At 31.7% G+C, this 25,539-nt stretch carries 15 protein-coding genes and 1 other RNA gene; 9 read left to right on the top strand and 7 right to left on the bottom strand.

Features of this window, described 5'->3' with window-relative positions:
- The first annotated feature begins 212 nt into the window (after positions 1-212).
- From Q0921_RS12655 to Q0921_RS12645, 3 genes are all read left to right on the top strand, one after another.
- Positions 213-3,290: a DNA methyltransferase gene (locus Q0921_RS12655; RefSeq protein WP_299257359.1), complete on the top strand. Its 3,078-nt coding sequence runs from the start codon at positions 213-215 to the stop codon at positions 3,288-3,290.
- A gap of 108 nt (positions 3,291-3,398) precedes the next feature.
- Positions 3,399-5,594: a hypothetical protein gene (locus tag Q0921_RS12650; RefSeq protein WP_299257357.1), complete on the top strand. Its 2,196-nt coding sequence runs from the start codon at positions 3,399-3,401 to the stop codon at positions 5,592-5,594.
- Positions 5,591-6,568: an HNH endonuclease signature motif containing protein gene (locus tag Q0921_RS12645; protein WP_299257355.1), complete on the top strand. Its 978-nt coding sequence runs from the start codon at positions 5,591-5,593 to the stop codon at positions 6,566-6,568. Before Q0921_RS12650 ends, Q0921_RS12645 begins: the two co-directional genes overlap by 4 nt.
- Positions 6,569-6,705: 137 nt before the next feature.
- Here the strand turns inward: Q0921_RS12645 and ssrA are convergent.
- Positions 6,706-7,103, bottom strand: a transfer-messenger RNA (tmRNA) gene (ssrA, locus tag Q0921_RS12640).
- A gap of 116 nt (positions 7,104-7,219) precedes the next feature.
- On the opposite strand from ssrA, the gene Q0921_RS12635 reads away from it, so the two are divergent.
- From Q0921_RS12635 to Q0921_RS12620, 4 genes are all read left to right on the top strand, one after another.
- Positions 7,220-8,428 carry an NAD(P)-dependent oxidoreductase gene (locus Q0921_RS12635; protein WP_299257353.1) on the top strand — a complete coding sequence of 403 codons (1,209 nt, stop codon included), beginning with the start codon at positions 7,220-7,222 and terminating at the stop codon, positions 8,426-8,428.
- A gap of 28 nt (positions 8,429-8,456) precedes the next feature.
- A complete protein-coding gene (gene pyrF / locus Q0921_RS12630) occupies positions 8,457-9,278 on the top strand; it encodes an orotidine-5'-phosphate decarboxylase (protein ID WP_299257351.1) in 822 nt (273 codons plus the stop codon).
- A gap of 349 nt (positions 9,279-9,627) precedes the next feature.
- Positions 9,628-10,410, top strand: a complete 783-nt coding sequence (locus Q0921_RS12625) for an ABC transporter substrate-binding protein (RefSeq protein WP_299257349.1) — start codon at positions 9,628-9,630, stop codon at positions 10,408-10,410.
- A gap of 87 nt (positions 10,411-10,497) precedes the next feature.
- A complete protein-coding gene (locus Q0921_RS12620; protein ID WP_299257347.1) occupies positions 10,498-11,283 on the top strand; it encodes an alpha/beta hydrolase in 786 nt (261 codons plus the stop codon).
- A gap of 6 nt (positions 11,284-11,289) precedes the next feature.
- On the opposite strand, the gene Q0921_RS12615 is transcribed toward Q0921_RS12620, so the two are convergent.
- The 4 genes from Q0921_RS12615 to Q0921_RS12600 form a co-directional block, all read right to left on the bottom strand.
- A complete protein-coding gene (locus tag Q0921_RS12615) occupies positions 11,290-11,463 on the bottom strand; it encodes a Lacal_2735 family protein (protein ID WP_299257344.1) in 174 nt (57 codons plus the stop codon).
- Positions 11,464-11,610: 147 nt separating this feature from the next.
- Complete coding sequence (locus Q0921_RS12610; RefSeq protein ID WP_299257342.1) at positions 11,611-12,975, bottom strand: RagB/SusD family nutrient uptake outer membrane protein; 1,365 nt, start codon at positions 12,973-12,975, stop codon at positions 11,611-11,613.
- 46 nt (positions 12,976-13,021) lie between these two features.
- On the bottom strand, positions 13,022-16,036 hold the full coding sequence (locus Q0921_RS12605; protein ID WP_299257341.1) for a TonB-dependent receptor: 3,015 nt from the start codon (positions 16,034-16,036) through the stop codon (positions 13,022-13,024).
- A gap of 276 nt (positions 16,037-16,312) precedes the next feature.
- The gene (locus tag Q0921_RS12600; RefSeq protein ID WP_299257339.1) at positions 16,313-17,032 is read right to left on the bottom strand and encodes a DUF4197 domain-containing protein; all 720 of its coding nucleotides are present in this window, start codon (positions 17,030-17,032) and stop codon (positions 16,313-16,315) included.
- Between the two features lie 36 nt (positions 17,033-17,068).
- Here Q0921_RS12600 and Q0921_RS12595 point away from each other — a divergent pair, with 36 nt between their 5' ends.
- Positions 17,069-18,025, top strand: a complete 957-nt coding sequence (locus Q0921_RS12595) for an MBL fold metallo-hydrolase (protein ID WP_299257336.1) — start codon at positions 17,069-17,071, stop codon at positions 18,023-18,025.
- Here the strand turns inward: Q0921_RS12595 and purU are convergent.
- Together purU and Q0921_RS12585 are read right to left on the bottom strand one after the other, a co-directional pair.
- A complete protein-coding gene (purU, locus tag Q0921_RS12590; protein WP_299257334.1) occupies positions 18,020-18,874 on the bottom strand; it encodes a formyltetrahydrofolate deformylase in 855 nt (284 codons plus the stop codon). The two genes, Q0921_RS12595 and purU, sit on opposite strands and share 6 nt — an antisense overlap.
- Before the next feature lie 205 nt (positions 18,875-19,079).
- The gene (locus Q0921_RS12585) at positions 19,080-21,479 is read right to left on the bottom strand and encodes a zinc-dependent metalloprotease (protein ID WP_299257332.1); all 2,400 of its coding nucleotides are present in this window, start codon (positions 21,477-21,479) and stop codon (positions 19,080-19,082) included.
- 488 nt (positions 21,480-21,967) lie between these two features.
- Between Q0921_RS12585 and Q0921_RS12580 the strand changes: the two genes are divergently transcribed.
- On the top strand, positions 21,968-25,402 hold the full coding sequence (locus tag Q0921_RS12580; protein WP_299257330.1) for a methylmalonyl-CoA mutase family protein: 3,435 nt from the start codon (positions 21,968-21,970) through the stop codon (positions 25,400-25,402).
- The last annotated feature ends 137 nt before the right edge of the window (positions 25,403-25,539 follow it).

Raw genomic sequence — 25,539 nt, 5'->3', positions numbered from 1 at the left:
AAAGTATATCTATGATGTATGTATACGGTAAAACCTTCTATTTGTTGTTTTTAGAAATAAAAATTTTGTAAATATAGAATAGGGAAAAAATATAGTATTATAGTTATTGATAAAACACTATTTTAGTGTTTGCTTTAAGGTGTTATTTCATTGTTACTGGATTTTCTCTTGATTTTGAACAAAACACTATTATAACTATACTAATCATTTTTATGGCATTATATCAAATCTCTGTACTTAAGAAATATCTAAAACAACAAGATAACGAAGCAATAAATAAAGCCTATAAAAAATACGTAAAGTACTTTTTGAATATTACAATACAGGATAATATTCGTAGCTCAAAAGAAGAGCAATTTCAGGCTACATTTCTAACGGAGTTGTTTGTGAATATTTTAGGGTATACTTTAAATCCTAAACCTAATTTTAACCTCACAACAGAATTTAAGAACCAAAAGAATGCTGGTAAAGCGGATGGTGCTATTCTCAATAATGATGGTGCAATTGGTGTTATTGAATTAAAAGGAACAAAAACTAAGGATTTAGAAAGTATTCGTAAACAGGCGTTTGATTACAAAGCGAATCAAAAAGGTTGTGTTTATGTTATTACTTCTAATTTTGAAAAGCTTCGTTTTTATATTAACGATGCAACAGAGTTTGAAGAGTTTGACCTATTTGAGCTTACAGAGGAAGATTTTCAGCTTCTGTATCTATGTTTGTATAAGGAGAATGTACTTACGAATGTGCCTTTGACCATAAAAGAAGCCTCAATTGTAGAGGAAGAAAACATTACTAAGAACTTCTATAATGATTACTCGGTGTTTAAAAGAGAGTTGTATCGAGACTTGGTAAAACAAAATGGGACTAGACTTAAAACGGAAGCACGTGAAGAATTAAAAAAAGAACTAACTACCGATGATGCTCAAAAAAGTGAATTAGAACTTATAGAGAAAAATGTAAAACTCTCCCTATTTAAAAAGTCGCAGAAACTTATAGACCGTTTTCTATTTGTTTTCTTTGCAGAAGATAGGGGTTTATTACCTCCTAACTCTACAGTACAGATTATAAACAAGTGGAGGGCAGATTTAGATTTTGGAGATGATCGACCATTATACGATTTATTTAAACAGTATTTTAACTTCTTAGATATAGGAAGACAAGGCACAACTTCACGTGAAGAGATATATGCATACAATGGTGGTTTATTTAGACCAGATGGTATTTTGGATAGTCTAATTATAGATAACGAATTACTACATAAATATACATTTCAACTTGCTAATTATAATTTTGAAAGTCAAGTAGATGTAAACATATTGGGGCATATTTTTGAGAACTCCTTAAATGAAATTGAAAGTATTAATGCCGAAATAGAAGGAGGAGATTTTGATAAGCAAAAAAGCAAGCGTAAAAAGGACGGAGTATTCTACACGCCAAAGTATATAACGAAGTACATAGTAGAGAATACTGTAGGTAAACTTTGTGATAAAAAGAAAGCTGAATTAGATTTTAAGGAAGAGGAGTATTTTAAGGGCAGGAAAAATCGAAATAAAAAGACCTTAACAAAATTAGTACAGCTTTTAGATGATTATAGAGCATGGTTATTACAAATTACCATTTGCGACCCAGCTTGCGGTTCTGGTGCTTTCTTAAACCAAGCATTAGATTTCTTGATAAAAGAACATAGGTATATTGATGAGCTTAAAGCAAAAATCTTAGGGGGTGGTATTGTATTTAGTGATATAGAAAATACCATTCTGGAAAATAATATTTATGGTGTAGATCTTAATGAAGAATCTGTTGAGATTGCAAAACTCTCTTTATGGCTACGTACAGCACAACCACGTAGAAAGCTAAACGATTTAAGTAGTAATATAAAATGCGGTAACAGCCTTATTGAAAGTAAAAGTGTTGCAGGACATAAAGCATTCCATTGGCAATCCTCTTTTGCTAAAGTATTTGATAATGGAGGTTTTGATGTTATTATTGGAAATCCACCTTACTTAAATATGACAATTAATAATACCAATAACATTTGGTTAAAGTATTATACGAATGAGTTTAAGAGTGTTATTAATGCTAACTCTAAAAATATCTACACTCTTTTCAATGAAATGTCTTGTCATTTAGTTAAAGAAAATGGAATAGTTTCATTTATAATTCCAGAAGGTTTTCTGAAAACAAGAAGCTATAATGACTGTGTAATTGAAATGGAAAAACACGGTAAAATTTATTCTGCCGTATATTTTGAAGATTGGGTTTTTGACGATGCAACAACTGGTAGTATGATTTTTGACTTTGTTAAAAGTCTTGATAAACGTATTCCTTTTAAGGAGTATTTTATGAATAAAAATAAAGTAGTTAGTGAAATTATACCTGTTGTAAATCCTGTATTGATAAAATATGAAAAGCTTGATTTTAAAACCATAGACGATTACTGTGATTTATTCAAGGGAATGGCTGTTAAGAATAGAAAAGAATTTATTTCAGAAATAGAGTGTGAACTACCTAATGTTTTTCTTCTGGGTAATTGCATTGATCGATATACAATAACAAATAAATTTTATTGCGATTATAACAAACTTACTATCGTTGGAGGTACAAAGAAACTTGAAAAACACAATATAGCTCCAAGAATTCTTATTCGTAGAACAGGTAACTATTTATGCTGTGTTATGCTTGAAAAAATAGCATTGACAGAAAGCACTCTGTATTCTTGTTCACTTAAGTCCAATGATTTGAATATTTTCTATTTATTGGCGCTATTTAATTCGAAAATGCTTACATATATAGTAAGACAAAAAATGATTACTAATGAGCAAGCATTTCCTCAAATTATGATGACTGACATAAAGTTGTTAAAAATCCCATATGTAAATTTAGAAAGTCAATTGTATTTAGCTAATAAAAGTAAAGACCTTTCCGACTTACAACAGAAGCATCATACTTACAAAACGAACTTTATATTTTATATAAAATCTTCCTTGTCTTTTACTAAGACTTCAAAAAAATTACAGAACTGGCATTTATTGGATTTTAGTAATTTCATTAAAGAACTTAACAAAGCGATAAAAGCTAATAACAAAATACTTGTTTCAGAAAACAAAGAAGTTATAGCTACATTAACTAAAAAGGATGAGTTTGAGTGGTTAGAACTCTTTGAAGAAAACAAAATGAAAGCGCAAGATTTGCAAAATCAAATTAATCAAACAGAAAAAGAGATTGATGTAATGGTTTATGAGTTGTATGGTTTAACCCAAGAAGAAATTGAAATTGTGGAGAATAGTTAAGGTTTTAGATAGCGATATGGAGAAAGTTGTGTCAAGTATAGAAGGTCAAATAAAAACTTCAAATTGACTTATGTTTCTGGATTTGGAATAGGAAAAGTATTTGAATAGATGAGCGGATTTAAACTATTAGCGATAAGACCAACCAAAGATTGTGATATGCAATTTTTAAAAAACTTAAGCCCAAGTAATATCTATAAGTTTTATCAAGACTATCATTTTGTTTTAGATGAAAAGGAAAATAAAGTTATTGAAATTCAACATAGATCTAGTATTCCAAAAAAGTTATATGGAGAAAATATTAGTATTTCAGCAGTTGTAGGAAAAAATGGTAGTGGAAAAAGCACTCTTGTAGAACTTTTTTGCTTATTTGTTTTTTGCTTATCAAAGCAATTGAACTTAATCAATATAAATGATTTTATAGAGACTCATAAACTCTCAATAGAGGATCAAAACCGCCTAAATGATGAATTAAAAAGTTTTAAATTATTTACGTGTGAAATCTATTTTTTAATTGATAATAAAATATACAGTATAACTAAAAACACGCAAGGTTTTGAACGAGTGTCATTTGAAAATTATTCTACAGACAATATGCTCGCAAATAGATTCAAGCCAAATCCTGATATTTTAAAAATCACAGATTTACAGCAAGAGTCTAGTAGAAATGAGTTTTTAAGAGCTTCATTTTTTTATTCAATTTTGGCTAACTATTCTTTATATGGGTTAAACACTAATGAAACAGGAATTTGGTTAAGATCTATTTTTCATAAAAATGATGGGTATCAAACACCAATTGTGCTAAATCCAATGAGGACAGAAGGTAAAATAGACATAAATAGACTTACTTATTTATCTAAGTCTAGATTATTAGGGAATGTTTTTAAAAAGTTAGAAGAAGGGCAGAAAGAGGAAGAGAGTTTGCGAAGTTTGGTTAATAATAAAATTGTAGACAAAATAATTTTAGAATTAGATTTTAGAAAATTTACAATCGTAGATGAAAATAGCCTAAAACCTGAACAGAAAGCAATTGATATTATTGATATTGATAATAAATCGATTTATTTAGAGTTTACCGCAAAAAATAAAAACATATATAAGCACAATTATTTTCTTTTGTTAGTAAAATCATTTTTCCCAAAAAATGATTTAGTAGATGTGTCATTTTCTAATAGTAAAATTAAAAGAATTTGTAAAGAGTACATTTTAAAGAAAGTGGAAGATGTCGTTAAAAAGTATCCGCAGTACAAAGCTTATAAAAATAGAGTCTTTAGATCTAATGCAAAGGAGGAAATTGTTAAACAATGTTTTAATAGTTTAGCAGAAGATTTTACACATAGCACGTTTAAAATTAGGCAAGCTCTTAATTTTTTAGTTTATGATTTATATAGTCTGAATACAAAAAGTAACACTTATGAACTTTCTACTCCTTCAAAAGAAGGTATTGCAGATGAAATTAATAGAAAAAGAGAAGCTCTTTTAAACGATGAACTAGAGGAGAATAGATGGCTTTTGGAAATTAATCCTAGCGAAAGTAATTTAGAACAAAATAACAAGGATAGTTATAGAAGACATAGCTTAACTAATTATTTACCGCCATCTTTTTTCGAAATTGATTTTGAGTTTAAAGATGAAGGTTTATTTAAAGATTTAAGTTCTGGTGAGAAACAAATGATATATAGTATAAATTCAATTATATATCATTTACTCAATCTTGATTCTATTTATTCGATGGAATTAGAAGATAGTGTTTCTTACAAATACTATAATATAATTTTGGATGAAATAGAACTTTATTTTCATCCAGAATTTCAGAGGATTTATATTAATGAATTAATTAAATCTATAAATCTTATAAAAAGTAATAATTATAAATTTAATATCATATTTCTAACACATTCACCTTTTATTCTTTCTGATATTCCGACATCAAATATTCTGAGGTTAGAAGACGGTAAAATTGAAAATATAGAGGAACAAACCTACGCAGCTAATGTACATGATTTGCTGGCTAATGATTTTTTTCTAAAAAAAGGCTTTATGGGTGAATATGCTAAGGAAAAAATTAAAGATTTACTTAGATTCCTAACAGATGATGAAGGAGAATCAGTGTCAAAAAATAGTGAAAAACAAAAAGAGTATTGGAACCCTAACTTAGCAGAAGAGTTTATTGGAATAATAGGAGAGCCATTATTAAAGTATGACCTTAAAGAGTTGTATTTAAGTAAGTTTTATACTGAGAAAAAGATTGATGATGAAATTGCAAAACTTCAAGAATTGAAAAGAAAAAATGACAATAATGTATGATTTCTATTAATCAAAATATAATATCAACTATTTTGGAGTCTAATGCTACCGAGATTGATCAATTAATATCAACAGCGAAAGAAAATGTCATTAATTTCAGAGCAGTACCTGATAAGAGTGGTGGTAGAAATAATCCAAGAATTCAATTACCGTTATCCCAAGAAGAAATTAATTATTTAGATATTTTAATAGATGATTTTGAAGCTATTGTAAAAGCTAAGCCTCTAGATATTGATACTTATAAAGAGTTATTTGATGAAGAAATAACAGGTGTTGAAATGTCTAAGTATCATAAACCTTTTAAAAATGAATTGCTTAATCGAATGGGATACTCAAAATTAAGAAACGATTATTATGCAGGTTATTTTGAGAGTACAGGTTTAAAAACTTGTGTTTATTGCAATTCTCAATTGGCTGTTACCGTTAGATCTTTTAAAGGAGGGAAATCTGCTAAATTTCAAGTTGATCATTTTTTACCTAAATCCGAATATCCTTGTTTTAGTATTTCGTTTTTTAATTTAATACCTGTGTGCGCTTCATGTAATGGTAAAAAAAGCGCAAATGCTGTGAATTTCGATATTTATTCTGATGATCCAACTGATTTAAAAGGTTCACTTTTTAAATTTCGACTAGATAAAAAATCAATTGTTTCTTACAGAGTAAACGGAGTTAAGGAGAAACTGATAGTAAAGTTTGATGATCCATTTAATAAGGGGTTTAATGAAAATTTTGACATAGAAGGGATTTATTCAACACAGAAAGATTTGGCAGAAGAACTCGTACTTAAATCAATGATTTATAATAAAAGTTATTTAAAGTCTTTGAGCGAATCTTTTAAAATACTATATCCTAATAAAATTCCTATGGTAGAAAGGTTATTAGTTGGTAATTATACTAGCGTTAAGGATATCCACAAACGACCAATGTCAAAATTCACACAAGATATAGCTAGGCAATTAAAAATTATTAAATAATGAGTAGAACGTAAATCATGCAAATCTTTTTACAAGAAGATATTAGGTGCTTTTTTAGGTATTATGAATCGTAATTGTCGACCAAATTGTCGACTAAAAATTAAAACTCCCGTAATCATTGGTGATTCGGGAGTTTTTTGTGGAGTCGGAGGGATTCGAACCCTCGTCCAAACAAGTAATACAACTGCTTTCTACACGCTTAGTTTTTGTTTAGATTTTCGTTAGCTTGCCGGTCAAAAACAACCAACGCACTACTTATTCTTAATTAAGTTTCGAAATTATATCAAGACACTATAATTTCTAGGTTTACTTTTACGATACTCAAAACCAAACGCCATAAACCAAGGCTTTTGAAGAGTATCCTGCTTGTCTACCTTGTAGACCGAGGCATTATCCTACTAAAATTCAGATTATGCAGCTAGGGCGTAGTTATTCTCGCCGTTTAAAAAGGTGAAATAGATATTAACGAGCATTAACTTCATAGCTCGACGTGCTTACAATCCCATTAATCTCGCTGTCAAAACCAGTCGACCCCGAATTTTTTAAATTCTCAATTCAAAATTTCGAATTCAGAATTAGGTTGGCAAAGATAATCATATTTGTCATATCTTAGCCGCGCTTTTACATAAACAAAATATATACCAAAACTATATGACTACATTCGGAATTATCAGAGAACGAAAAAACCCGCCAGATCGTCGGGTAGTATTCTCGCCAAATGGTCTTAGTGACACAACGTCTAAATTTTCTGAGGCTTCTTTTAAGGTAGAAAGTTCTGATATTAGAATTTTTACCGATGCAGATTATAAAGCTGCAGGTTTTGAGATTGTTGATAATCTTTCTGATTGTGAAGTTTTGTTAGGAGTAAAAGAAGTTCCAATTGATGATTTGATTCCAAATAAAAAATATTTTTTCTTTTCGCATACTATTAAAAAACAACCTTATAATAGAAAGTTACTTAATGCAATTCTTGATAAAAATATCGAACTATACGATCACGAAGTGGTGGTTAACCCTAAAGGTTTTAGGCTTATAGGTTTTGGTAGATATGCTGGTATTGTTGGTGCTTATAATGGTTTTAGAGCGTTGGGCATGAAAAATGATAGTTTTCAGCTTCCTAAAGCAGAAACCTTATCCGATCAAAAAGCATTAGAATTAGAATTAACCAAGATTAATTTACCAATTATAAAGATCGTACTTACTGGAAAAGGTAAGGTAGGATGTGGTGCTAAAGAAATTTTAGACGCTATGAAGATCAAAGAAGTATCAGTTGATGATTATCTAACTACTACTTTTGATCAACCAGTATATGTGCAAATTGATGTTTTGGATTATAATAAACGTACAGATGGTCGAGTGATTGATAAAAACGATTTTTATCATAATCCTCAGGAATATGTCAGTGATTTTATGAGATTCGCCAAAGTTAGCGATATGTATATCGCTGGTCACTTTTTTGGTGATGGAGCTCCTTTTATTTATACTAGAGAAGATGCGAAATCTTCAGATTTTAATATCAGTGTAGTTGCGGATGTTTCTTGCGATATCGATGGCCCGGTAGCTACTACGATTCGATCTTCTACTATTGCGGATCCTATTTATGGATACCACCCTGGTAGAGAAGAAGAGTTGGATTATAAAGATCCGGAAGCCATAGTAGTTATGGCGGTAGATAATTTGCCTTGTGAGTTGCCTAAGGATGCTAGTGAAGGTTTTGGAGATATGTTTTTGGAACACGTGATTCCTGCATTTTTTAATAAAGATGCGGATGGAGTTTTAGAACGTGCAAGAATGACACAAAATGGTAAATTAACAGCTAGATATGCTTATTTACAAGATTATGTGGATGGAAAAGAATAGTTTTGTACAACACAAATGATATTAAAAAATGACGACTCAGGAACTTGTTGATCAAATATGGAAAAAGAAATCTTTTTTATGTGTAGGGTTGGATGTGGATCTAACTAAAATTCCGAAACATTTATTAGAAGAAGAAGATCCTATTTTTGAGTTCAATAAAAAAATCATTGATGCTACGCATCATTTAGCGGTTGGGTATAAGCCTAATACTGCTTTTTACGAAGCATATGGATTAAAGGGATGGAGATCTTTAGAAAAAACGATCCAATATCTAAATATTAATTATCCTGATGTTTTTACGATCGCGGATGCAAAACGAGGAGATATTGGTAATACAAGTGCGATGTATGCCAAAGCTTTTTTTGAAGATCTGGAGTTTGATTCTGTAACTGTAGCTCCTTATATGGGTAAAGATTCTATAGAACCATTTTTAGAGTTTCAAGGGAAGCATACCATTATGTTGGCACTTACTTCTAATCAAGGAGCTTTTGATTTTCAAACTAAAAATGTTGATGGAAGAGAATTATACAAGCAAGTGTTAGAAACTTCTAAAAACTGGCGGAATTCTGAGAACTTGATGTATGTGGTGGGAGCTACTAAGGCAGAATACCTGGCTGATATCAGAAAGATTATTCCAGATAGTTTTTTGCTGGTACCAGGAGTTGGTGCTCAAGGCGGAAACCTGCAAGATGTATGTAAGTACGGAATTAATGATCAGATTGGATTGTTAATCAATTCATCAAGAGGAATTATATATGCTTCAAACGGATTAGATTTTGATACAGTTGCAGGAAAAAAAGCAAAAGAACTTCAGCAACAAATGGAAGAAATATTAAAAGCTAAAAAATAAAAAAAGGAAACTGAATGCATACTCAATTTCCTTTTTTCTTTTTAATCCCTCATCGAGAAAAGAACTCTCGATGAGGGATTAAAAAAATTAACGTCTATTGGCTTTAAATACTTGTTTTGCATATCCCACAAGTCCATATGTGATAAAAAATACAAAAAATGCCAAAAAACCATAAATAATGATGTTAAGTAATACTGAATTCATAGCCCCAAAGATTTTAAATTAATATTCGTTCTTATAAAATAATAAATTTTTGTAGGAATTCCTAGTTTTAATATCTTAATTATTAGGGTTTTGTGTTTTTTTTATGATTATTACGTGACTTCAGAAATATGGTTAAGAAAAAAATATGTTATACACAGATCAATTAGGTAGAGATATTAAGTTAATTTCAACTCCTGCTCGCATTATCTCTCTAGTCCCATCTCAAACGGAACTCTTGGTAACATTAGGTTTATCAAATTATATAGTGGGTGTAACTAAGTTTTGTGTGCATCCCGATAGCATAAGGAAAGAAAAGAGAGTAGTAGGAGGAACTAAAAATATACATTTGGATAAAATCCGTGAATTAAGTCCAGATATTATTTTATGTAATAAGGAAGAAAACACCAAAGAGATTGTAGAAATATTAGAAGAAGAGTATCCTGTTCATGTTTCGGATATAAGTACTGTAGAAGAATCTTTAGAGTTAATTGATCAGTATGGAGAGATTTTTAATAAGACTAATGATGCTGCAACACTAATTTCTGAAATTAGATCAGAACTGAAGAGTTTTTCTGAATTTATTAAGGACAAACCTCAAAAAAGAGTCACTTATTTTATTTGGCGTAAACCATGGATGGTAGCAGGTAAAGGAACTTTTATTCATCATTTGTTAGAGCTCAATGGTTTTATAAATATGTTTGGTGTTCAGGATCGTTATCCAGAAATTTCTGAAGAACAATTATCAAAATTAAAAGATATTGATCTTATCTTATTGTCATCAGAACCGTTCCCTTTTTCTGAAGAGCATAAGAATGAAGTAGCAAAAATGCTTCCGGATACTAAGGTAATTTTGGTAGATGGAGAGTATTTTTCTTGGTATGGATCAAGGCTAGCCCAAGCTTTTACGTATTTCCGAACGCTTCATTAGGACAAATATGTTGAACAATACATTAATTACTGTTAACGCTACATATAGTGAACAATAAGTCATTATCTTTACGCAGTAAGATATTTTATGCTTAACTATTCTATATATCATCATCCAGAGAATACTAATTGGGTAACTTTTGTTCATGGGGCAGGAGGCAGTTCTTCTATCTGGTTTAAGCAAGTTAGGGAGTTTAGAAAACATCATAATGTATTGTTATTAGATCTGCGCGGACACGGTCGTTCTAAGTCTGTCATAAAAGATCCTTTTAATTCTAAGTATACATTCGATACAATCACAGAAGATATTGTAGAGGTCATTGATAAAGAAAAAATAAAATCATCACATTTTATAGGAATTTCACTTGGTACAATACTCATCAGAAATTTAGCAGAAAAATACCCTAACCGTGTAGATAGTATGATTATGGGAGGAGCAATTATGAAATTAAACTTAAGATCTCAAGTTTTGATAAAATTAGGGGTTGTGTTTAAATCAGTAGTTCCTTATATGTTGTTGTATAAGTTTTTTGCCTTTATTATCATGCCTAAAAAAAATCACAGAAAGTCTAGATCTCTTTTTGTAAATGAAGCAAAGAAATTGTATCAAAAAGAGTTTATAAGATGGTTTAGATTAACTTCTGAGGTTAATCCTTTGTTAAGGTTTTTTAGAGATAAGGATATTAAAATACCCACGCTTTATGTAATGGGAGAAGAAGATTATTTGTTTTTACCATCAATAAAAAAAATAGTGTCCATTCATGAATTTTCTAATCTTTATGTAGTTAAAAATTCTGGACATGTGGTCAATGTAGAGCAGCCAGAAGTTTTTAATGAAGAATCACTTTCGTTTTTGAATCAGTTTTCCGTTTAGTAACGGTTAATGATGATGTTCCATTTGTTTAATTTCGGTCAAAATTTTGTTTGCTTCTTCGTGCATAAGATCACTTTTTTCCTTATCCTTAATAGCAAGATTGTACGCGTTTTTCATTAATCTGCAGTATCGTTTCTGCAGTTTTTGAAGATCAGTTTTGTTCTTAGGCCAATAAAACATTTCCTTTCTTTTTATGCAAAAGTATTAGATGTAATTTAATTAGTTTCTTAAGAGGTAGTTAAGGTTATCTAATAGTATACTTAAAAAGGGCAGTATGATTTAAAATCATACTGCCCTTTTATGGTTTTGATCAAATGATATTATGTTTTAGTATCCGTCGTTTTGTGGTAAAAGGTTCGGGTTTACGTTTATTTCTCTTTGCGGTATCGGTAAAACCAATCTACCATCATCAAAAGATAAAGCTCCAACAGGAACTTCTAATCTCTTAAAATCGTGTAGTTTATGACCTTCAAATGATAATTCACGTAGTCTTTCTAAGATGATGCCTGTATATGTCAAGTCAGTAAGTACAAATGCATTAGATCTAGCGCGCACGGTATTAACATCGTTTATAGGGTCTGTTCCTATTGCTGTACCTAGAATAAAATTAGACTCGGCTCGTATAAGGTGCATTTCAGGGAGTCTGATAAAAGGTATGTTAGCATTACCAATAATCCATTTGAATGACGCTATACCAGACCCTGTTTCGTTATCAATGTAAAAGTAATTAGCTCTTAAGTCGTTGAAGTCATCAAATATTCCAAAAAATGCATTTTCAATAGATATGTCTGGATTTCCTGGTCTTCCTCCGAATCTGTCAGTAGCCCAAAATGTATTCATACTGTTAGCTCCGTCTGAATCGGTTACTTGCCAAGCAAAAATATCTTCTGTAGAGTTATCATCATTATTGTAAGCATCATCAAGTAACTCTGTTATTAAGAATCTTCCTGATTGTATTACTTCATTTGATAAATCTCTTGCAGCTTCATAATTACCGATTTGTAATTGTACTCTAGCAAGTAAAGCTTTAGCTGCGTTATTAGAAGCAAAAACACCATTTGTTTCAGGTAATAATACAATAGCATCTTCTAAATCATTAATAATAAATTCATATACTTCACCGATTGTATTTCTAGATGGATACGTAATATCATCAAATGTAATTACCGGAGTTCTGATAATAGGAATACCTGGCTCGCCATCGTTGATCCTTTCATTATTATGTTTAGAGAAAAAGCGTACTAAGTCAAAATAGGTGAGAGCTCTTAAAAATTTGGCTTGACCCTCTACAGAGTTTTTACTATCTAGATTTTCAAAAACATCTAGATTATCAAGAACTATATTTGCTTGATTACTGATGTTATATCCGTTTAACCATAAGTTAGCAACAAAAGTGTTATTAGTATTAATCACCTTAGCGTTAAACTCACCTGGATCAGAAAATGTTCCATTCCATTTTAGTTCTTGATTGTTTACCAATAGTTCCGCGATTGTGTATATCTGGCCTCCATAACTTGCTGCTTGCCCAGCTTGCGCATATGTACCAACAAGAATATTGGTCACTTTTGCAGGTGTATCAAAAGCATCTTCTGTAGTTAATGCTTGATTTGGATCAATGTCTAAGCGATTTTCACAACTTACTGAGATTATCGAAAGAGTGAATACTATGATTATTTTTATATATGTTTTCATTTTTTTTACTTTAAGATTTTAGTATTAAATTTTAAAAATCGAATTTTTAGAATTCAATATTTATTCCTAGTGTATATGTTTTTGCAGGAGGAGCCGAGTAAAAGGAAGTACCAGTTCTTACACCAGAATTTCCGTTAAAATCTGCAGTAGATTCTGGATCATATCCTTCATAATCTGTGATCGTTAATAAGTTAAGACCACTAAAATAGAATCTTACTTTCTCCATATAAAACTTTTTAGAGTACGTAGGATTGATTGTGTATCCTAGTGTGATGTTTCTTAGTCTTATAAAATCTGCTTCTTCTAGGTAACGTGTAGAGTCTGCTTGTCCATTTTCCTGATTTAATCTAGCTTGAGGTACATCAGTTATGTCTCCAGGATTTTGCCATCTATCTAATTGATCTACGGTTTGATTGTCAAAGAATTTACCGTTTCCGGAAGTGAATTTACCTGCTTGATCAAAAATTGAAGCTCCAAACTCTCCTTGAAAAATAAATTGAAAATCTAAGCCTTTTATTTTTAAAGTATTGGTAATTCCAACTTGATAATCAGGAAAAGGATCTCCTTTAACAATTTTATTAGCTTTAGCTACACTGTTAGTTAATGTTTTATCTAGTGAACCGTCTGCTTTTAATGTGTTGGTATAGAATAAAGCATCTCCATTAGCCGGATCAACTCCTGCATATTCATAAAGGTAAAAAGAAGAAACAGCTTCTCCTTTTCTTATGATGTTTACACCATCTATAATATCTCCACTCGGTAGATCAGTAACTTCATTATCGTTTTTAGTAAATAATGCTCCTACATTCCAAGTAAGTGAAGGTTTAGAAATAATTCTTGCATTAATATTTACTTCAAAACCTTTATTGACTATTTCACCAATATTTCTAACGATAGATGTAAAACCAGATGTACCAGGTAATGGTTGGTTAAATAATAAATCATTTGTGGTTTTGTTATAATAATCAAACTCTCCGGAAATAGTATTGTTGAATAAGCCAAAATCTACACCTAAGTCATATTGAGTAGTTTTTTCCCAACGTAATTCGTTATCTCCTAATTGAATTGGTGATACTCCAAGTCGCTCATTATAAGTTGTTACTCCATAAAGATCTTTGCTAGCAAAGTTTCCTATTTCTGCATTTCCTGTAATACCCCAACTACCTCTTAGTTTGAACTCATTTAGAAGGTTAGAATTAACTAAAAACCTTTCATTACTAACTACCCAAGCCGCTGATGCCGCTGGGAACCAACCAAACTGTGAATCTTCACCAAATCTAGAAGAACCATCACGACGAATACTTAGATTGAAAAGGTATTTGTCTGCAATAGAAAAACGTGATCGAGCAAAGTAAGATAGAAAGTTGTACTTTGTTTTATTAGATCCTCCATTTGTTATTAAAACAGCATTGTCTAATGTTTGTAGGTCATCTGATGGAAATCCTTGTCCAATTGTAAATTGACTTTTACGATTAGTTTCTTCAAAACTTCCTCCCAGAGTGGCAGAAAAGTCTACAGAATCTCCAAAAGTTCGCTTATAAGCGAAGTAATTTGTTAAAATGTAACGTTCTGTAATAGCATTGCTAACAGTACCAACTCCTCCTGCGGATGCGAATTCGGTTAAGCTTCCTGAGAATCTTTCTGCATTTTGGTTATTAGCATCATATCCTATTTCGGATCTATATTGTAGGTAATCGTTTATATAAAAATCACCATAAATGTTGGCTATAGTTCTCCATATATCCGTAACAAATCTTCCTGTTTGTTCTTGTCCAAGAAAGTTTTGAAATAATGTAGATGGACCATCTACATTCGCTGTCCCATCTTCTAATAAAGCGGGTGTTAATGGAGATTGAGCTATAGATTGAAGCGGAGATATGAAAGCATTATCATTAGATAATCGATCGATGGTTACCTTTGATAGATTGATGTTTACTCCAATAGTAGATTTTTCAGTAATATCAGCATCTACTTTACTTCTTAAGGTATAGCGATCCAACTCATTTCCTAAGATGATACCTTCGGTTTTGTTATACGAGGTAGAAAGAAAGTATTTTACTTTTTCACTTCCTCCAGATGCGGATAGGTCTATATCTTGAGTAATACCTTGTACTAGTGCTAGATCCTGCCAATCGGTATCTACTTCATTATTTCTCCAATCGCGACCTAGTGATAATTGATCAAATCGTGTTTCGATCTCAGGTAAAGAAAGGCCGCTGTTTAGTGCAGCTTCTGTATAAAATTCTGTATACTCCTCAGTATCTAAGAATTCTCTTTTATTCGTAGCAAAGTTCCATCCCGATGATGTATTTAAAGTAACTTTGGTTTTTCCAGCTTTTCCTTTTTTTGTTGTAATGATAATGACACCATTTGTTCCTCTGGCACCATAAATAGCCGCTGAAGAAGCATCTTTTAGAAAATCGATAGAATCGATATCATTAGGGTTAAGGCCTATTAAAGGATTGATAGGAGAGTTGTTTATAGACTCATCATCGTTAATTAACGGTACACCATCCAATACATATAAAGGTTCTTGAGAAGCACCAATCGTAGAAATACCTCTAATTCTAACTTTAATACCAGATTCTACTCTTCCGGAAAGTTGAGTAATTTGAACTCCTGTAACCTTACTAGTCATCAATGATTGAATACCAGGAGTATTTATATCTGCTATATCATTAGCTCGGATACTAGATATACTAGCTGTTATTTGTTTTTTAGAAGAACTACCGTATCCAATAAGTACTATTTGGTCTAGGCCTTCTACATTGTCTTTTAAAGTAATATTTACTACTGTTGATCCAGCAATATTAATTTCTTTTGTTTCAAAACCAACATAGGAAAATATTAGGGTATCTCCTGAGTTTGCTTCGATAGAATAGTTTCCGTCAAAATCTGTTTGAACTCCGTTACTGGTATTTTTTACTAGAACATTTGTTCCCGGAAGTGGGATTCCTGATTTATCAATAACCGTTCCTGTTATTGTTTTCTCTTGGGCTTCAATAAGTCCAGAGCACAGAAGCATAAGCATAGCTATGCTTAGTTTGATTAAGTTTTTCATTGAGGGCGTTTTTTAAATCGAGCACGAAATTACGTCAATCCCGTAAGAAAAACACCCCTACGTTAGAATAACCCTCTATAAATGATAGGTTTGTCCTGAGAATATCAAAACTTGTTCAAGAGACAAATTCCCTTATTCTTAATGAATCATAAAATTGTTTAATATTATAGTAATAAAACAGATAAAAGCATGAATTTTTGCGAAAAATTAAAAAATCGTTAAAATTGGTGTTTGATTCGATAAAAAGCAGGTGTTGTACGTTTATTCTTTCGTTCGTTATTTTCCATCCTGGAGTGCAAAAACCTTACGTAACAAATCCGTAGTTCTAGAACTAAGTTTGGTTCTTATTTCACCTTCTTCTACTGCAATCATAGTATAAACTCCTTCTAAGGCCTCACTAGTTACATAGTCTGTAAGATCTGGATTGACGTTGTTGGTAAAAGGTATAGAGTTGTATTTATTAATGATATTTGACCAAACGCGATCAGCTCCTACCTTAGATAGTGAATTTTTAATAACAGGATTAAATTTTGAATAAAGAGCTGTCTTGGTAGTGCCTTTTAGATATTGTGTTGCCGAATTATTATTACCTAACAAGATTTGTTTAGCATCATTAAATGTTATTTGCTTTACAGCATTTACAAAAATAGGTGTAGCTTGTTTTACTGCATCTTCAGCTGCTCTATTGAGAACCTTGAGGCCTTCATCTGCTAGGTTGTCAAGACCGATATCTCTTAGTGATTTATCTACTTTTCGTAATTCATCCGGTAATACAATTTTTACTAATTCATTTCTGAAAAATCCGTCTTTTTGGGTAAGCTTAGTTACTTGCTTGTCAATCCCCTTATCTAATGCTTGTCTAAGACCATTACCTATATCAACATTACTAAGTCCTATTGCTCCAGTAGTTTCCTGAGGAAGACTTTCTATTACTTGTTGAAGCTCTGCGCAACTTGATAGTTGAAATATAACTAGTACTAAAAAAATTCTTTTCATAATTTCTTATTAGATTTGAGATGATAATAATTTAATATGAATTCAAAGTTAATTTTTTTCATACTATCTATCTTAATCATTTCCTGTAAAAATAGAGAAGATCTAACAGAAATAGAAGTAAAGGTATCTGATAATTTTGATCAATACATTACTATCTTAGGTATTGCTCAGGATGGAGGCTATCCTCATATTAATAATACTGAGGAGTTTGAAGGTGTAAAAGAAGGTAAATTGGCCAAGGAACTCGTTGTTTCTTTAGGAATCATAGATCAACAGAAAAAAAAGAAATTTTTAATAGAAGCTACTCCAGATTTACCTGAACAATTAGCTATGTTAGATGCAAGATACTTACATCACGATAAAATTATTGATGGAATATTCTTAACCCACGCACATATTGGTCACTATACAGGTCTTATGTATTTTGGTAGAGAAGCCATGGGATCAAAAGGTATTAATGTATTCGCAATGCCAAAAATGAAATCTTTTTTAGAGAATAATGGACCTTGGTCTCAATTAGTAGATTTGCAAAACATTAAAATCAATTCGTTAGAAAACGAAATAACTGTTGCCATTACTGAAAATATAGAAGTAACACCATTTCTTGTTCCACATCGAGATGAGTTTTCTGAGACTGTTGGTTATAAGATCAAAGGTAAAAGGAAATCTGTACTATTTATTCCTGATATTAATAAATGGTCATTATGGAATAAAAATATTGTTGATGAAATCAAAAAGGTAGATTATATATTTATTGATGCTACTTTTTTTAAAGATGGAGAGATTCCAAGGCCCATGTCCGAGGTTCCTCATCCTTTTATTCAGGAAACTATTCAATTGTTTAAAAACGAATCAAAAGAAACAAAGTCCAAGATTATATTCATTCATTTTAATCATTCGAATCCTTTAATTTATAAGAATAATAAAGAAAGAATTCGATTAGAAAAAGAAGGATATCGATTTGCAAATACAAAAGATATATTTGAATTATGAAAAAATAACCGTTTTGTTATTATATACTAATACTTTTCTTTCTATGTGATGCTTTATAGCCCTAGATAGTACTATTTTTTCCAGATCACGACCTTTCAGAATAAAATCCTGCACATTATGAATATGAGATACTCGCACTATTTCCTGCTCTATGATAGGTCCTTCATCAAGATCGGAAGTAACATAATGACTAGTAGCTCCAATTATTTTTACACCACGTTCATAGGCAGAATGATATGGTTTTGCGCCCGGAAAAGCTGGTAGAAATGAATGATGAATATTAATGATTCTATTAGAAAACCGATCCACAAAGTTTTCAGAAAGAATTTGCATATACCTAGCCAAAACAATGAAATCTACTTTGTGTTCTGTTAATAAAGCTATCTGTTCTGCTTCAGCCTGTTGTTTGTTTGATTTATTGACAGGGATGTGTTTAAAAGGAATATTAAAATTATCTGCAATCGGTTTTAGGTCCAGATGATTACTAATAATGATTGGAATTTTTACTTGGAGTTCTCCAGAAGCATGTCTTCCAAGAATATCATATAAACAGTGATCATATTTAGAAACAAAAAGTACCATTTTCGGTTTCTTTTCCGCATTATACATTTCCCAGTGCATATTGTAATTATCGGCTACTTCTTTATTGAAAGATTCTTTGAATAAAGCCAGTTTTTCTTCATCTTGATCAAACTCACATTCTAATCTCATGAAGAATTCACCTAATTCTCGATCAACGTGTTGTTCAATGTAGATAGTGTTTCCTTTTTTTGCTAAAATAAAATTGGTTACCGTGGCTATTATTCCTTTTTTATCCGGACAGTTAATGAGTAAGGTTGTTTTTTTCATGTATCAATTGGCTTGATTTTTTTCTTTCCAGATATAAACTTACTATTAAGAAGATGAAAATTATAATAATTTCAAACAAAGATGAAATGGATTCTTTGTTTTTAAATAATCTAAGGCATAAGCTTAATATTTCTAAATTATTTACAATAAATAAAGGCTGATTTTAACAATAATCAGCCTTTATGAATTTATAATTAGATCGAAGTTATTTAATGTCTTCGATTGCGTTATTGATTAATGTTCTTAAATGATCTTTATGAGCCTTAGATAATTTATTTCCGGTACCATTTGATATCATAGACCTGATTCTTTTTAGATTATATAAAGCCATTGATTTAGAAGCATAGGTGTATTTTGGCCCTTTAGTACCTGAATTTTTAGCTACATTGATAAGTCTTTTAGTGTATTCTAATTGTAGATTCTGTCTAAAAGTATTTACAGAGCCTGCAGCGTCAGCCTGAAAAATAGCGTTGTTAAGATCTGACATAAATTCTGATAATTTGTACTCATTACCATATAGCTCAGAATCTGTAATTCTTTGCAAAGTATTAGGGTGTAAGATATGATCAAGTACTCTTTTTTGGAACCCAAGTACAAGGTCGTGAATCTTAGGATCTTCTGGACCTCCAAAGAAATTATAACCTCTTCGTTGCATAGCGATATAGTTGTATAAATCGCTAGGTGTTTTGTATGCATCTGGAGCAAATACGTACTTTTTTAAAGCTTTCATAGCTCTTTTTTGATCTTCGTAACTAACAGGGGTAAAAGGTTTAGCGTTCGTATCTTGTCCTACCATACTTCTGTCTACATAAACACCACCAATAAATCTGGAAATTACATTTCCTGCCTGAGCATACTGACCTCTTAATATGTAATATGCTTGTCTTAACTCTTGATAAGATTCTCCTTTTTTACTGAATTTCAGTTTGATTTCCTCCATCATATCATTTACTAATTCCATTCTATTAATAGAATATGTAATCTGATCATTAGACATATCACCAATCATTACTCTTGGATCTATTGCCTTTCCTGGAGCACGCATATCATCTGCGTCATTACCAAAAACTAATTCAGGTTTGGTGGATTGACTGGCGATCTTTTCCAGTTCACTTTCAGAATTTACTGGAGTATATCCAAACTCAATTGCCCATTTGTCATAAGGTCCTACAGTTGTAGAAAAATAATGTCCTTGATTTAATTTATCGTTTGTGACATTAATAGCAGTATAATCCATAACCGATCCTGTAAGACATTTGTCTTTGATGAATTCTGGGTTATTTAATTCTTCTGGAGAGAATAATTGGCTTGCTTTCATGTTGTGATTTAATCCTAGGGTATGACCCACTTCATGCATAATAAGCTCCTTCATAGCTTCCATTTTCATGCCTTTCATTTCATTATCATTTGCCCCATATGCTATAAGAGCTGCTTGTCCGAATAAAGAATTTTCTTGCATTAAATGACCATATGAACAGTATAAGTGTTTGTCTTTAATGATTACTGGAAAATCATTTTCCTTATTTTCACTATTAGCAGCAAGGTTAAATAATCGATCATATTTTACACGATTGGTATGATATACATATTCTAACATAATATCAGCACCTAAAATCTCTCCCGTTCTGGGGTTTACAAAGCTTGGACCATATCCACCAAAAGGAGGTCTTGGAGAAGATGTCCATCTAAGTACATTATATCTTATATCTCCAGCATCCCAGGTAGCATCATCTGGCTGTAATTTTACAACCATTGCATTTTTAAAACCGGCTTTTTCGAATGCTTTGTTCCATTCTAATACTGCTTCTTTGATGGTCTCTCTAAATTCTACAGGAGTCGTATTTTCCATCCACCAAACGATTGGTTGTACTGGTTCAGAAATTGCCTGGCTAGGATCTTTTTTTACTAAATTCCAGCGATGTACCAAATCCCTATAGGGTGTTGGACTTGTAGAAGTCATATCAGTTACTTGAGTTAAGAAATAACCAATTCTTGGATCATCAAATCTAGGTAGATAATCATTTTCAGGCATTGCTATCAGACTATGTTCAACTTTAATTGTTACATTTCTACCGTCCGTTACTGCATTGGAACCTCCATTAAGAATATTCGATTTAGAATATACATAATGACTGTTTACGTTCAGGTTTTCTGGATAATTTTTAATTGCCTTAATTTTAGTTTTCTCTTTGCTAAGAGAACCTAGTTTAAAAGCAAAAGGAGATTGACCAGGAAAGTTAGGTGCCTTAATTTGTTCGAAAGTTTCTTTAAGGAAAAGATCATCTGATTTGATTAAATACAATCCTTTTTCCTCATCCAGTGATTCGATTTTTAAACTAGCCATAATTCCTTCACTAATATTAGCTTTGGAAGCTTTAGATAAAGCATTATTTTTATCAAAATAGTAAGAAGCATTTTGAGTGATGAACTCAATTTTGTTATAATGCTTCTCGATTTTAAATACTTTATTATTCATGTACGCTCCTCTAAATGCGCCCGCTTCTAAAACTCCATCAGAAATCTGACTGAAGTAGATAAACTCTTTTCCGATCTGATCATTATGGATCAACATTTGAGTAGTGCCATCGATTGTATCTCGATACATAGTGAATAAACCTTCTATTTTCTCACTTTTTTTAGTGAGGTCTTCAATAGATTTTTTTTTAGAGTCTTTTTTAGTAGCATCTACTTGCTCCGTTTCTCCTTTTTTTGATTTTTTTTCTTTTTACGTTGTGCTTCTGTGTTTTGGATCCCAAATCCCAAAACGAATACAAGCGATAATAAGAATAATTTGTTTTTTGATGATGTGATTTTCATTTTTTAAAATGTATTTGTTTTCAATAATCGCGGAAGATATTATTTTATTTACTTAGATAGTAAGTGTTTAATAGATGCGTTAACATTTTGTTAGTAAATAAACACTTAAAGTAATTACGGTTTTGTTGTACTATTTTGAGGAGAATAAGTATTAAATTTGAACTATAAATAATGAAATAACCAATAGAGTTAATTAAATTATATAATTCTAAAAAAATAATCCTTTTTACTGCGTATTTCGTAAATTAGCACCTCTAAAAACACCTTTTATTGTCAATGGAACAAATTGCACCTTATAAACCAAAAAATAAAGTTAGAATTGTAACGGCAGCATCATTATTTGATGGGCACGATGCAGCTATCAATATTATGCGTCGTATTATTCAGTCTACAGGCGTGGAAGTGATACATTTAGGGCACGATAGAAGTGTCGAAGAAGTTGTAAATTGCGCAATTCAGGAAGATGCTAATGCTATTGCGATGACTTCGTATCAAGGGGGGCATAATGAATATTTTAAATATATGTATGATTTGCTTAAAGAAAAGGGAGCAACGCATATTAAAATATTTGGAGGAGGAGGAGGAGTAATCCTTCCAGAAGAGATTAAGGATTTAATGGATTACGGAATCACTCGTATTTATTCTCCTGATGATGGAAGATCATTGGGATTACAAGGTATGATTAATGATTTGGTTAAACAATCAGATTTTCCGATTGGCAACAATCTTAATGGAGAAGCGGATCATCTTGTAGATAAAGAAATAGGATCTATCGCTCGTATAATTTCCGCTGCAGAGAATTTTCCGGATATCGCTAAAGATACGCTTGATCAAATCCACGAAAAAAATAAAACATCAAAAACACCAGTTTTGGGTATTACAGGTACTGGTGGAGCGGGAAAATCTTCTTTAGTAGACGAATTGGTTCGTCGATTTTTGATTGATTTCCCTAATAAAACAATTGGATTGATTTCTGTAGATCCATCTAAACGTAAAACAGGTGGGGCTTTGTTAGGAGATCGTATTCGTATGAATGCTATTAACTCACCTAGAGTATATATGCGTTCACTGGCTACCAGACAATCTAATCTTGCTTTGTCTAAATATGTTGCAGAAGCTATTGAAGTCTTAAAAGCAGCAGAATTTGATATTATAATACTAGAAACTTCTGGTATTGGACAATCAGATACTGAGATCTTAGAACATAGTGATACTTCTCTGTATGTAATGACACCAGAGTTTGGAGCAGCTACTCAGTTAGAGAAGATTGATATGCTTGATTTTGCAGATTTAGTTGCTATAAATAAATTCGATAAGAGAGGTTCTTTAGATGCTCTAAGAGATGTGAAAAAACAGTATATGCGTAACCATCAGTTGTGGGATATTCCACAAGATGATTTACCAGTTTATGGAACTATAGCTTCTCAGTTCAATGACCCAGGAATGAATACGCTTTATAAAGCGATAATGGATAAGGTGGTTGAGAAAACTGGAGCAGATTTAAAATCTGACTTTCATATTTCTAAAGAAATGTCTGAGAAGATATTTGTAATTCCACCAAGTAGAACAAGATACTTATCTGAAATTTCAGAAAATAATAGAGCATACGATAAAACCGCAGATGCACAGGTAGATGTAGCACAAAAATTATATGGAATATATAAAACCATTTGTAGTGTTGCTAATTTAGATTTTTTAGACTTATCTAAAAATGGTATTGAAGAAGATGGACTTAGAAAAGTAAAGAATGATACAAATGTAGATTTCTTAAAATTGCTATTAGCCGAGTTCGATCGAGTGAAATTAAATCTTGATCCTCATAATTGGGAGACAATAACTGGCTGGGCAGTAAAAGTACAGAAATACAAAGATCCTATTTATTCTTTTAAAGTTAGAGATAAAGAAATAAAGATTGAAACACATACCGAATCTTTATCACATAGTCAGATTCCTAAAGTAGCATTGCCGAAGTATCAAGCTTGGGGTGATATCTTAAAATGGTGTTTACAGGAAAATGTTCCTGGTGAGTTTCCTTTTGCATCGGGATTGTACCCTTTTAAAAGAACAGGAGAAGATCCAACACGTATGTTTGCAGGAGAAGGTGGACCAGAGCGAACTAATAGACGGTTTCATTATGTGAGTTTAGGGATGCCAGCAAAACGTTTATCAACAGCCTTTGACTCGGTTACACTTTATGGAAATGATCCTGATCATAGACCTGATATTTATGGTAAAATAGGTAATGCAGGAGTTTCGATTTGTTGTTTAGATGATGCTAAAAAACTATACTCTGGTTTTGATCTTACTCATGCAATGACATCTGTGAGTATGACGATTAATGGTCCAGCACCAATGTTGCTAGGATTTTTTATGAATGCAGCAATTGATCAAAACTGTGAAAAATATATTAAGGAAAATGATCTAGAAGAGGAAGTAATAACTAAAATAAATAAAATATATAAAGAAAAGGGAGTTACACGTCCAGCATATCAGGGAGAACTTCCTGAAGGTAATGACGGATTAGGACTACTATTGTTAGGTGTAACAGGTGATCAGGTATTGCCTGCAGATGTATATGCTGATATCAAAGTAAGAACATTAAATACTGTTCGTGGAACTGTACAGGCAGATATTCTAAAAGAAGATCAAGCTCAAAATACATGTATATTCTCTACAGAATTTGCATTAAGATTGATGGGAGATGTACAAGAGTATTTTATTGAAAAACAAGTACGTAACTTTTATTCTGTTTCTATTTCTGGATATCATATTGCCGAAGCGGGGGCAAATCCAATTACTCAGTTAGCGCTAACATTAGCTAACGGATTCACGTACGTAGAGTATTATCTAAGCAGAGGAATGGATATTAATAAGTTTGGACCAAACTTATCCTTCTTTTTCTCTAATGGTATTGACCCAGAATATGCGGTGATTGGTAGAGTAGCACGTAAAATTTGGGCAAAAGCCTTAAAGAATAAATACGGAGCTAATGCAAGAGCCCAGATGCTTAAATATCATATACAGACATCAGGTCGTTCCCTACACGCGCAGGAAATAGACTTTAATGATATACGTACTACTTTACAAGCATTGTATGCCATATATGATAACTGTAATTCTTTACATACCAATGCATATGATGAAGCTATTACTACTCCTACAGAAGAATCTGTGCGTAGAGCAATGGCTATACAGTTGATTATCAATAAAGAATTGGGATTAGCTAAAAATGAAAACCCAATTCAGGGATCTTTTATTATTGAAGAATTAACTGATTTGGTGGAAGAAGCTGTGCTTACTGAATTTGATAGAATTACGGAGCGTGGAGGTGTATTAGGAGCAATGGAAACGATGTACCAACGTAGTAAAATACAAGAAGAAAGTTTGTATTACGAAACCTTAAAGCATAACGGAGAGTTTCCAATAATTGGAGTAAATACATTTTTAAGCTCTAAAGGTTCACCAACGGTAACTCCTGGGGAAGTAATTCGTGCTACAGAAGAAGAAAAGCAATATCAAATTACGATGCTTAATGAATTACAGAAAGGAAATAATGATGAAACTTCAGAATTGTTAAAAGATTTACAAGAAAGAGCAATTACGAATCAAAATATTTTTGAAGCATTAATGGAGGTTTGTAAAAAATGTTCTTTAGGTCAGATTACTTCTTCATTGTTCGAAGTAGGAGGACAGTATAGAAGAAATATGTAAAATTTAATTAAAAAAGCTTATCATAAGTGTATTCAAAGGTCTTGTCCAAAACTTGTTTTGAGATCTATTTTGAAGTATGAGGCAAGCTGAAGCATAGTAAGTAGTATGCAATCACTTACCTTCTAAAAACGTTGAGA

This window comes from uncultured Aquimarina sp., from assembly GCF_947496855.1.
Classification (GTDB): domain Bacteria; phylum Bacteroidota; class Bacteroidia; order Flavobacteriales; family Flavobacteriaceae; genus Aquimarina.
The sequence above is the reverse complement of the archived record's forward strand: the minus strand, read 5'-3'. Positions and strand labels throughout refer to the sequence as shown.

What these genes read in the sequence shown, in the direction of transcription:
- Q0921_RS12655 (WP_299257359.1), top strand. Translation starts at nt 213, where the DNA reads ATGGCATTATATCAAATCTCTGTACTTAAGAAATATCTAAAACAACAA.
- Q0921_RS12650 (WP_299257357.1), top strand. Translation starts at nt 3,399, where the DNA reads ATGAGCGGATTTAAACTATTAGCGATAAGACCAACCAAAGATTGTGAT.
- Q0921_RS12645 (WP_299257355.1), top strand. Translation starts at nt 5,591, where the DNA reads ATGATTTCTATTAATCAAAATATAATATCAACTATTTTGGAGTCTAAT.
- Q0921_RS12635 (WP_299257353.1), top strand. Translation starts at nt 7,220, where the DNA reads ATGACTACATTCGGAATTATCAGAGAACGAAAAAACCCGCCAGATCGT.
- pyrF (WP_299257351.1), top strand. Translation starts at nt 8,457, where the DNA reads ATGACGACTCAGGAACTTGTTGATCAAATATGGAAAAAGAAATCTTTT.
- Q0921_RS12625 (WP_299257349.1), top strand. Translation starts at nt 9,628, where the DNA reads ATGTTATACACAGATCAATTAGGTAGAGATATTAAGTTAATTTCAACT.
- Q0921_RS12620 (WP_299257347.1), top strand. Translation starts at nt 10,498, where the DNA reads ATGCTTAACTATTCTATATATCATCATCCAGAGAATACTAATTGGGTA.
- Q0921_RS12615 (WP_299257344.1), bottom strand. Translation starts at nt 11,463, where the DNA reads ATGTTTTATTGGCCTAAGAACAAAACTGATCTTCAAAAACTGCAGAAA.
- Q0921_RS12610 (WP_299257342.1), bottom strand. Translation starts at nt 12,975, where the DNA reads ATGAAAACATATATAAAAATAATCATAGTATTCACTCTTTCGATAATC.
- Q0921_RS12605 (WP_299257341.1), bottom strand. Translation starts at nt 16,036, where the DNA reads ATGAAAAACTTAATCAAACTAAGCATAGCTATGCTTATGCTTCTGTGC.
- Q0921_RS12600 (WP_299257339.1), bottom strand. Translation starts at nt 17,032, where the DNA reads ATGAAAAGAATTTTTTTAGTACTAGTTATATTTCAACTATCAAGTTGC.
- Q0921_RS12595 (WP_299257336.1), top strand. Translation starts at nt 17,069, where the DNA reads ATGAATTCAAAGTTAATTTTTTTCATACTATCTATCTTAATCATTTCC.
- purU (WP_299257334.1), bottom strand. Translation starts at nt 18,874, where the DNA reads ATGAAAAAAACAACCTTACTCATTAACTGTCCGGATAAAAAAGGAATA.
- Q0921_RS12585 (WP_299257332.1), bottom strand. Translation starts at nt 21,479, where the DNA reads ATGTATCGAGATACAATCGATGGCACTACTCAAATGTTGATCCATAAT.
- Q0921_RS12580 (WP_299257330.1), top strand. Translation starts at nt 21,968, where the DNA reads ATGGAACAAATTGCACCTTATAAACCAAAAAATAAAGTTAGAATTGTA.